Here is a 7,697-nt window from a genome sequence, read left to right as displayed (position 1 = left end):
TCCACTATGCAGTCACTGACACAACACACCCACATTGTCACAATGACATCTCAATACTGATCATCACGATCACATCAACCCCCAAGATGTGTCGGTGGTTGATAGCGGCGGGGAAACGCCCGGTCCCATTCCGAACCCGGAAGCTAAGCCCGCCCGCGCCGATGGTACTGCTCCCGGGAGGGAGTGGGAGAGTAGGTTACCGCCGACCCAACAACTTCACACACAAACACCCGTAGACGAAACCACCCAGTTTCATCTACGGGTGTTTTTTCACATTCCCATCCCTCTACATTTCGTTGGTGACCACCAACTTGTCCGCAATGCGGAGTCGGAATGTCTGCAATGCGGAATCAACGACAAAACCGGCGTCACTATCCCACTGCATAGTCAACGGCTGGGTTCCCAACCGCCCGTGACCTGGCTGAGGCAACAGAATCGTTGGTGTCCACCAGGTTGTCCGCAACGCGAAGTGAGAATCGGAATGAGGCTCACTATGCCACTGCATAGTTGGTGTCCACCCACTTGTCCGCAATGCAGAGTAAGGAGGGGATCGGGCATGACTATGCCGCTGCATAGTTAATGGGTACACCCCCACTAGTCCGCAATGCGGAGCCAAGCGGTTTCCACCCGCCCGTACATACTTCATGTCTGGCGCGAACAGCTATCGATGCAAAATGATGCCTCATCGGCTGCAGGGTTTTACACTCCGCCCAGGTTGGCGAAAGGTGTGATGTGCAGTTTTGCATTCGGGGTTCCGGTAAGTCAGAAATGGTCCCGACAGATTGTGACAGCCGGACTGCCCAACGAAGGAGCTGTCAGGCCTTCCCGCCTCTAATTCAGTGCGAAGGAGCGATCTTCGCCGGTTAATGGATCCACAAACCCTAAACCGATGCAACGTAACCGCATGGGGCGGGAGAAGTCCTCGGCGTCGGCGGGGAGCAATGTGGGGTAGATGGTGTCGCCAAGGATGGGGGCGGCTTCGGTCATCATCTGGAGGCGCAGTTGGTGGGTGCGGCCGGTCGTTGGGTGGAGGACGTAGCGTGCCAGAGGAACGGTGACGCCATAGAGTGACTGCAACCCCTGCTCCTGCTCGGCAGGCAGCCGAGTAACGGAAGCTACCTCGGTGTGGGAGTTCGGCTCCTCACCCACGAGTACAGAACCGGCGGCTTCGCCAGCAACCTTGACCAGGTGGTGGGACCAGTCTGCAGGTACGGACAGTGCAACATACGGTGCGATCGCCTCGTACATCTTGTCCACCTCCCGGCGGGCAAAAAGTTCCTGGTAGGCGCCACGGACTTCGCGGCGTTTGGTCAACAGCAACAAACCAGAGGTGCCGCGGTCCAATCTGTGAGCGGGGGTGAGTTCTTCGTTCCCGGTGGCGCGACGGAGACGCACGGTGGCGGTTTCGGTGATGTGGGAGGCACGCGGCATCGTCGCCAGGAATGGTGGCTTGTCCACGACGAGGATGTTGTCGTCTTCGAAGACTGGAACGATGTCGTAGGGGACGGGTCTTTCGGGGGCGGGACGTCGGTAGAAGAAGACGTCGGTGCCGGGTTCGAGCCAGTCCTCGGGAGTGATTGGGGTGGTGTCGCGGTGAACGACGAGGGAGTCGTCGAAACGCTGTTGTACTGCGGAAAAGTTGTCTTCGGGGTGGCGGTGGCGCTGAGTGGAGACGAGGTGCCAGATGAAGTCGATGGCGCGGATGCCGTCGCCTTCGGGGACGCGGGCGCGGGATGCGCCGAGGCCGCCGCGGGGTGGCAGCGGCATTGCTGGTGGACCCTTCTTTCTCGCCATAGTGTGTAGTAGATTAGCCCGCATGGATTTAGGAGCATTGGTTGAGCCGTTGATGGGCTTCTTTTCGCAGGGCATTGGTAAGGCGATCGCGGACGCGTTGACCCTGATTTACAACTTGCTGTATCCGGCGAATGCGCCGGCAGCAACCCCGGTGGAGATTCCCCGCTAACTTGCGCTTGCGCGACTAGAATGTGGGTATAACCACCTGTCTACCTCAGAAAGGCTGAGATAATGACCCAGGAAGAGACCCGCGAAGACATCGTCGTTGTTGCTGTCGATGGCAGCCCCGCTTCAGATAATGCGGTGCGTTGGGCGGCGAATACGGCGATGAAGCGTGGTATTCCGCTGCGTTTGGCTGCGAGCTACACCATGCCGCAGTTCCTGTACGCGGAGGGCATGGTTCCGCCGGCGGAGATTTTCGACGAACTCCAGCGCGAGACGATGCAGTCCGTGGATCGTGCCCGCGATATCGCACTTGAAGTGGCGCCGGACCTGCACATTGGCCACGCGGTGGCTGAGGGTTCTCCGATTGACATGCTGCTGCGTATGTCGAATGAGTCCACGATGATCGTGATGGGCTCCCGTGGTCTGGGCGGCCTGTCTGGCATGGTGCTGGGCTCCGTTTCTGGTGCTGTGGTGTCGCACGCGAACTGCCCGGTTGTGGTGGTGCGCGAGGATAGCGCGGTGACCGAGGAGAACAAGTACGGTCCGGTTGTGGTCGGTGTGGATGGCTCTGAGGTTTCGCAGCGCGCAACAGAAGTTGCCTTCGAGGAGGCGGCGGCGCGTGGTGCGGAGCTGGTTGCGGTGCACACTTGGGTGGATACGCACATCCAGGGCCCTGGTGCGGGATACGCGGTGGCTGAGGATCACTGGGAAGCTGTGAAGCAGGATAAGCAGCAGCTTCTCGACGAGTTGTTGGCCGAACTGATCGAGAAGTACCCGGATGTCCAGGTGAAGAAGGTTATTGCACGTGACCGTCCGGTGCGTGCACTGACCAACGCGGCAGAGAACGCCCAGTTGCTGGTGACCGGTTCGCACGGCCGTGGCGGCTTCAAGGGCATGCTGCTTGGCTCCACTTCGCGTGCGCTGCTGCAGTCGGCGCCGTGCCCGATGATGGTGGTCCGTCCGGAGGAGTAATAGATTCGTTACCCAAAAGTCCGAAAAACGAGGGACAATGGTAGGGGTAACTGACATAATCTATTTATAAGGACGGATTTCAACATGACTCCAACACTTGGTTTTATCGGCTGGATTATTATCGGCGGCCTTGCTGGCTGGATCGCATCCAAGATGCAGAACCGTGACGCACAGATGGGCATCGGCCTGAACATTCTGGTCGGTGTTATCGGTGGTTTCATCGGTGGCTGGCTGCTTGGCCTGCTCGGCTTTGATGTGGAAGGCGGTGGACGCTTCTTTAGTTTCCTGACCTGCCTGATCGGTGCGGTGATTCTGCTGTGGATTGTGAATAAGGTGACAGGTAGTCGTCGATAAGCAATCTGCTTTGAGCCCCCGGAGTGAGCTGCTCCGGGGGCTTTTCGCTGGAATAGACGAACCGTTTTGTCTATATTGAGATGGTCCTGTTTTAGGCGCGCGAAAGGAGTTCCTATTGGCCGCCGCCACGAGTAAGAAGAAGGCGCCTGCGCGCCGCCGCGATCGTCCGAGTCCTCGGCAGCGTCTGCTGGATGCCGCGACGAAGCTGTTTACAGAAGAAGGCATCCGCGTCATCGGCATTGACCGCATTTTGCGTGAGGCGGATGTGGCGAAGGCGTCGTTGTACTCGCTGCTGGGGTCGAAGGACAACTTGGTTGTTGCGTACCTGGAGGAGCTCGACGAGCAGTACCGTTCACGTTGGGGTGAGCGTGCGGCGAAGGCGCCGGATGCGGATTCGAAGATCCTCGCCTTGTTCGATATGGCGATCGAGGAGGAGCCCCAGAAGGAGTTCCGTGGCTCGCCGTTCCTCAACGCTGCGGCCGAGTACCCGCGCCCGGAGACGGAATCCGAGGAGCGGATTGTGGAGACCTGCAGGAATCACCGCCTGTGGATGCATTCCACGATCACGGAGTTGCTCAATGAGAAGAATGGCTACGATTCGTCCTCGTTGACGGATGAGCTGCTGATCTTTTTGGAGGGTGGGCTTGCTGGTGCGCGCATTTTGCGTGACAGTGCCCCCTTGCACACTGCGAAGACCTTGGCTAAGTCGAAGCTGGGTGCGCCGCCGCCGGATTACTCCATTTAGGTAGGGCTGTGAAGAATCGGATTAGTTTCTCGCAGGTGATTGGCGAGGTCCTGCTGACGGTTGGCGTGCTGCTTTTGCTGTTCGCGTTTTATGAGTCCTATTGGACGAACTTGGCGTCGGCGAAGATGCAGGACGAGGTGCAGTCGAAGCTTGAGGAGCAGTGGGTGAACCCTCGTCAGGCGAAGCACGCCGAGTTGGGGGACGCGCTTGCGAAGATGTATATCCCGGCGTTTGGGCAGGACTACCAGTTCGCCATCGTCGAGGGCGTGCAGGAGGCGCAGTTGCTCACGGGTCCGGGCCACTACCCGGATACGCAGTTCCCGGGCCAAGATGGCAACTTCGCGGTTGCCGGCCACCGTGTGGGCAAGGGTGCGCCGTTTAACGACCTTGGCGCGCTGAAGGCCTGTGACGCGATCGTTGTGGAGACGCAGAAGGAGTGGGTGACGTATCGGGTGATGCCGTTGTCGCCGGATCCGGCGGCTCGTCACGCGGAGGGCGCCGGATGCCTACCGGAGCAGATGAATGAGCGGATCGCGTCGGGGGATTATCAGCACGTGCTTGGCCGGGAGATCACGCTGCCGGGCAACATTGAGGTGGTCAACCCGATGCCTGGGTCGAAGTCCACGAAGGTGGAGCCCGGCATGGAGGGGCTGATTACGTTGACCACGTGCCACCCGCAGTTTTCTAATGCGGAGCGCATGATCATTCACGCGGTGCGCACGGAAGTGATGCCGAAGGACCAGGCGGGCGCGCTCCCGCCGGCGATGGCGGAGGTGGATTAGCCCATGTATGCAGCGTTGTGGCGTAAACTGCCCGGCCCGCCGGTGGTGAAGTGGCTGCTCACCGCCGTCATTTTGGTGTTGCTGTTCCTCCTGCTCATGGAGGTTATTTACCCATGGGTGTCGGCGCAGATGCCGTATAACGACGTCGCGGTGTAGCCCTTAGAGCCAGCGCGGTACCGGTGGGTGCCAGGCGCGCAGTGCTGCGATGAGTTCGTCGGGGTCGTCGGCGACGATGAGGTGTGCCCGGTCGGTGGCGCGCACAAAGCCGTGGGCGACCATGTGGTCCACCATGGCGATGAAGGGGGCCCAGAAGTCGCGGCCGAGCAGCCCGATGGGTTTGCGGTGGAGGCCGAGTTGTTGGTTGGTCCATTCGTCGAAAAGTTCGTCGAGGGTGCCGGCGCCGCCGGGCAGGGCCACGATGGCGTCGGAAAGTTCGCTCATGCGTGCTTTGCGCTCGGCGAGGGTATCCACCATTTCGAGGCGCTCGAGCCCGTCGTACTGGATCTCGTATTGCGCCAGGTGGTGTGTGAGGACGCCAATGCTTTTCGACGACCCCCTCGCCACCTCACCCATCAACCCGAGCCTGGATCCGCCGTAGACCAGAGTGGTGTCGTGGCGGGCCAGTGCCTCGCCGAAACTGCGGGCGAGCGTGGCGTTGTTCGGGTCGGTGCCCTCGCGGGCGCCGGCGAACACGGCGATGGCGTTGATGTTCGCGGGGTGAAGCGCGGGAAAGATTTGGGTGCGCAGCAGGGGCGCGATTTCAAAGTCGGCGTGGTTCGTGGGGTCGATCCAGGTGGCTTCGGCGATCTCGGCGGCGGGGGCCGGGTCGGCGGGCAGGCCGGGGTGGAGGAACACAGTGGAGGTCACGCTGTGGCCGGGCTCGTTGGAGGCCTCGGCGGTAAACGTGCCCAGGTAGCTCAAGTGTTCGGGGTCGACGTCGATGCCGACTTCTTCGCGGGTTTCGCGCATGGCGGTTTGCAGGCGGGTCTCGCCGCCTTCCGGCTTGCCCCCGGGGAGTTGGTAGCGCGGGCTGGAGTGTTTGCGTACGCACAGGACGCGCCCGGCGTTGTCGGTGAATACGATGGCGGCGACGTTGATGGTGTTCATTACAGCCCTAGGTTAGTGATCGCCTCGACGGCGACTGCTTCGGCTTTGACGGACTCGTCCTGGTTAGTAAACACCGTCACGGCCACGTTGTCTTTGGCCACCGAGTACGCGGCGCCGATGCGGTTGGGTACGTCCCCGCCGCCGTGGCGGCCGCCGTCCCAGCCTGCGGGGTGGTCGGCGGGTTGGGTGAGGTCCACTGGGGTGGCCCAGTCCACCACCGCCATGGCCTGTTCGGGGGAGTCCATGTGGCGCACGATCACGGTCAGTTGGGGTTCTTCCGGGTAGGACCAGAACTGGCAGGCTGGGGTGTCGAAGCGGGTGTCGGTGCCCACCCCGGTGACGCGTTGGCCGTTGGTGCGCGCCACCCACTCGGTGTCCAGGTAGGGGCATTCCTGCCACCCGTCGCGCGAGGTGTCCGGCAGCGCTTCGACCGGCAGGCCGGAATCGGGGGCGGGTGCGGGTTCGGGGGTGGGGGTGTCGTCGTTAAGCGATTGCTCCCCGCAACCGGCGAGGGCGAGCACGAGCAGCACGATGGGTAATCTCGAACGCATGAGCTCCAGATTAGTGCTGCTGGAGCAGCACCCCGGAAAACGTACCGAAAACAGCGCGCTTGATTCCGGCATCACCATTTTGGCCGTGTGCCTGATGGTGGTGTCGCTGGGCGCGCTGGCGCGGATGCCGCTGAACGAGGCGCTGCTGCACATTCTGCTGACTGCCGGGTTCGCGTTTCTGCTGTTCTACGGCATGGTGGAGATGTACCGATGGGGCAAATGGGGTCGCATCGTGTGGGCGTTTAGCGCGACTGCGCTGTGGGTGGCGGATACGACGGTGTCGCCGGTGGCGGTGTACTGGGTGTTCGTGCTGTTCTTCGTCTATCTGCGGGCGATGCGCGGCTGGCTCGGCTACGTCTGGGTGGCGGTGGGGCTGGCGATTAGCATCGCGGTGCAGATCCCGGCGGGGCTCACGCTCGGCGGGGTGATGGGGCCGGCGCTGTCGGCGGTGGTGGTGATGGCGATTGATTGGGCGTTTTTCACCATCAATAAGGTCAGCCAAGAACGCCAGCAACTTATCGACGAACTCCTGACCACCCGCGACCTTCTCGCCGAAACTGAGCGCGCCGCCGGTGTAGCGCAGGAACGCGAACGATTGGCTCACGAGATTCACGACACGGTGGCGCAGAACCTGTCCTCCATTCAGATGCTGCTGCACTCCGCCGAGCGCGACATCCAAGCGTTGGGTGTGGACGCGACGCAGCCGTTGCGCAAGATGGAAACTGCGCGGCGGGCGGCGTCGAACAACCTGGCAGAAACGCGGGCGATGATTGCGGCGTTGGCGCCGGCGCCGTTGACGGAGTCGTCGTTACGTGAAGCGCTCGAGCGGGTCGCGGGTGACTTTGCCGCGGCAGGCGAGTTGGACATTGAGGTGGAGACAGACGGCGAGGCTATCCAGCTGCCCATGCGCGTGGAGGCCGGCCTGCTGCGTATCGCGCAGGGGGCGGTGTCCAACGTGGTCAACCATGCCGAGGCCACCCGTACCCGCATCACGCTGACCTACGCGCCGGACGAGGTGCGCCTGGACGTGGTGGACAACGGACGCGGCTTCGACGTGGACGGTCAGGAACTCAAACCCAGTGGGTTGGGGCATTTGGGGCTGGACGCGATGCGTTCGCGTGCGGCAGAACTGGGTGGGAAGTTGGACATTGAGTCCGCGCCGGGCGGGCCTACGGCCCTTTCTGTCGCCGTGCCGGTTAATATCAACCAAAAGACGTAAACGAGGAG

At 61.8% G+C, this 7,697-nt stretch carries 10 protein-coding genes and 1 rRNA gene; 8 read left to right on the top strand and 3 right to left on the bottom strand.

Annotated features, from left to right (window positions below):
• Positions 1 to 90 precede the first annotated feature (90 nt).
• Positions 91 to 208: ribosomal RNA gene (rrf, locus tag HMPREF2785_RS11370) — 5S ribosomal RNA — on the top strand.
• 623 nt (positions 209 to 831) lie between these two features.
• On the opposite strand, the gene HMPREF2785_RS11365 is transcribed toward rrf, so the two are convergent.
• Positions 832 to 1,881, bottom strand: coding sequence for a pseudouridine synthase (locus HMPREF2785_RS11365; protein ID WP_141750700.1), 1,050 nt, complete (start codon positions 1,879 to 1,881; stop codon positions 832 to 834).
• Here HMPREF2785_RS11365 and HMPREF2785_RS12045 point away from each other — a divergent pair.
• The 6 genes from HMPREF2785_RS12045 to HMPREF2785_RS12040 all read left to right on the top strand — a co-directional run bounded on the left by HMPREF2785_RS12045 (position 1,817) and on the right by HMPREF2785_RS12040 (position 4,968).
• On the top strand, positions 1,817 to 1,963 hold the full coding sequence (locus HMPREF2785_RS12045) for a hypothetical protein (RefSeq protein WP_167594476.1): 147 nt from the start codon (positions 1,817 to 1,819) through the stop codon (positions 1,961 to 1,963). The two genes, HMPREF2785_RS11365 and HMPREF2785_RS12045, sit on opposite strands and share 65 nt — an antisense overlap.
• A gap of 62 nt (positions 1,964 to 2,025) precedes the next feature.
• Positions 2,026 to 2,931 (top strand): universal stress protein, encoded by a 906-nt coding sequence (locus HMPREF2785_RS11360; RefSeq protein ID WP_070422661.1) that lies wholly within the window; start codon positions 2,026 to 2,028, stop codon positions 2,929 to 2,931.
• 84 nt (positions 2,932 to 3,015) lie between these two features.
• On the top strand, positions 3,016 to 3,285 hold the full coding sequence (locus tag HMPREF2785_RS11355; RefSeq protein ID WP_070422660.1) for a GlsB/YeaQ/YmgE family stress response membrane protein: 270 nt from the start codon (positions 3,016 to 3,018) through the stop codon (positions 3,283 to 3,285).
• Positions 3,286 to 3,400: 115 nt separating this feature from the next.
• Complete coding sequence (locus tag HMPREF2785_RS11350) at positions 3,401 to 4,030, top strand: TetR/AcrR family transcriptional regulator (protein ID WP_070615663.1); 630 nt, start codon at positions 3,401 to 3,403, stop codon at positions 4,028 to 4,030.
• An 8-nt stretch (positions 4,031 to 4,038) separates the two neighbouring features.
• Positions 4,039 to 4,812 carry a class E sortase gene (locus HMPREF2785_RS11345; protein ID WP_070615662.1) on the top strand — a complete coding sequence of 258 codons (774 nt, stop codon included), beginning with the start codon at positions 4,039 to 4,041 and terminating at the stop codon, positions 4,810 to 4,812.
• A 3-nt stretch (positions 4,813 to 4,815) separates the two neighbouring features.
• Positions 4,816 to 4,968, top strand: a complete 153-nt coding sequence (locus HMPREF2785_RS12040) for a hypothetical protein (RefSeq protein WP_167617510.1) — start codon at positions 4,816 to 4,818, stop codon at positions 4,966 to 4,968.
• Positions 4,969 to 4,971: 3 nt separating this feature from the next.
• Here the strand turns inward: HMPREF2785_RS12040 and HMPREF2785_RS12245 are convergent, their stop codons facing one another.
• Positions 4,972 to 5,919, bottom strand: coding sequence for a TIGR00730 family Rossman fold protein (locus HMPREF2785_RS12245; RefSeq protein ID WP_083308987.1), 948 nt, complete (start codon positions 5,917 to 5,919; stop codon positions 4,972 to 4,974).
• Complete coding sequence (locus tag HMPREF2785_RS11335) at positions 5,919 to 6,470, bottom strand: DUF2020 domain-containing protein (RefSeq protein WP_070615661.1); 552 nt, start codon at positions 6,468 to 6,470, stop codon at positions 5,919 to 5,921. Before HMPREF2785_RS11335 ends, HMPREF2785_RS12245 begins: the two co-directional genes overlap by 1 nt.
• Here HMPREF2785_RS11335 and HMPREF2785_RS11330 point away from each other — a divergent pair.
• Positions 6,469 to 7,689, top strand: a complete 1,221-nt coding sequence (locus HMPREF2785_RS11330; RefSeq protein WP_070615658.1) for a sensor histidine kinase — start codon at positions 6,469 to 6,471, stop codon at positions 7,687 to 7,689. The two genes, HMPREF2785_RS11335 and HMPREF2785_RS11330, sit on opposite strands and share 2 nt — an antisense overlap.
• Positions 7,690 to 7,697 lie beyond the last annotated feature (8 nt).

Source organism: Corynebacterium sp. HMSC067D03, from assembly GCF_001811185.1.
Taxonomy (GTDB): domain Bacteria; phylum Actinomycetota; class Actinomycetes; order Mycobacteriales; family Mycobacteriaceae; genus Corynebacterium; species Corynebacterium coyleae.
Note: the sequence above shows the minus strand (reverse complement) of the source record. Positions and strands in the feature narration are given on the sequence as shown.